The sequence below is a fragment of the Pseudomonas sp. P5_A2_2 genome, assembly GCF_054177685.1.
This window is the reverse complement of sequence record NZ_JBGCUL010001208.1, coordinates 1-1,216: the sequence shown is the minus strand read 5'-3', so window position 1 is coordinate 1,216 and position 1,216 is coordinate 1. Positions and strand designations below refer to the sequence as shown.

Below are 1,216 nucleotides of genomic sequence, written 5' to 3'. Positions count from 1 at the left end.
GTTCTCGAGCCTTTTGCTGCATGTGGCTCCATTCCGCGCACGTCATAAAGCTTTTGTGGTCGACCATGCCCCGGCCGTCAAAGCTGACATTGAACGCTTGTTGATGACCGGACTGAGTCAGTTTGTAGTCGAAGCACGTACCGGGTTCGACGGTACGACCGGTGACCGCCAGGGGCTGGYCGCCGATTTGCCGGACTTGCTCCTGTGTCATGCCGGTGTCGACTTTTGCGACCAGCGGCTGGTCCTGGTAGATCGAGTTGGTGCTGCAGCCTGCCAACGCGGTCAGTGCGACAACCAGCGTGAATAGAGGCCTGTTCATGGCAGCGCTCCCGCTATTGAGCCTTGTTGCGGCTAATGACCTTGGCTTTCACTTCCTCGGCATAGCCGGACAGTTTTTCTTCATCACCCTGAAATAAAGAACACAGTCTTTGCACGGCTTGCGCGTCGGCTTCGCTCCCGAGCAGGCGCAATTGCTCCTCGATGCGCAACAGTTCCACTGCCGACCAGCGCAAATCTGACGCCAGCCCTTGCAGATCACGCCGAAGTTCCTGTTCCGATTCGTTAAGCCACATGATGACCTCCTGAACTCTGCACACCGAAATTTTAGACCTGTTTGCCGGGCTGGATGTTGTGTTTGTCTGAATCGGCGGGGTTTCCTTTGGTCGGGAATTAAAAGTGAACGAGAAAATACGCTGTCCTGCTCAAGAAAGATGGTTGGCGTATCTGAACTCAAGGAACTAACCGGGGGAGCCGATATCAATGACGGTCGCTGAATCGTTGAGGATGGATGTACGGACGACGGCGAGCTACATTTTCTCTTTTCGAATTTAAGGAATCCACATGCGGATGTTGATGGGGGGAGTCGTGCTGGCGTTGCTGGCCGGATGTTCGTTGCCAGCGTCACTGGTACCGGGCGAGCCGAATGTCAGCAAGCACAGCGCGAAGACGCCAAAAGAGTATGCGGCGTGCGTTTTACCGGCCTGGCAAAAGGAAGTAGCGAATACCACCCAGGTTTCGATATCCAACGGATTCCGTATCACCGCGCCCAGTGTGATCACGGCCGACGAAGTGCTGGATATCGTGAAGTACAAGGACGGCAGCCGGATTTCGCTGTATCAGGGGCCACCTTGGGCCAAATCCGGCGATCTGCGCAAAATCGTGCACGACTGCTTGTAAACGCGGGAGAGTGAGAATCGGTCGCCGACTGCTTTTCGCC

Annotated in this window: 3 protein-coding genes; 1 reads left to right on the top strand and 2 read right to left on the bottom strand. The window is 55.6% G+C overall.

The window, feature by feature from the left end:
• Together osmE and ACXRVY_RS30140 are read right to left on the bottom strand one after the other, a co-directional pair.
• Positions 1-319 (bottom strand): osmotically-inducible lipoprotein OsmE (gene osmE / locus ACXRVY_RS30145; protein ID WP_458239090.1); only part of this gene is annotated, 319 nt, incomplete at its 3' end.
• A gap of 13 nt (positions 320-332) precedes the next feature.
• Positions 333-572 carry a hypothetical protein gene (locus ACXRVY_RS30140; protein WP_108218034.1) on the bottom strand — a complete coding sequence of 80 codons (240 nt, stop codon included), beginning with the start codon at positions 570-572 and terminating at the stop codon, positions 333-335.
• 268 nt (positions 573-840) lie between these two features.
• Here ACXRVY_RS30140 and ACXRVY_RS30135 point away from each other — a divergent pair, with 268 nt between their 5' ends.
• Complete coding sequence (locus ACXRVY_RS30135) at positions 841-1,176, top strand: hypothetical protein (RefSeq protein WP_223463147.1); 336 nt, start codon at positions 841-843, stop codon at positions 1,174-1,176.
• The last annotated feature ends 40 nt before the right edge of the window (positions 1,177-1,216 follow it).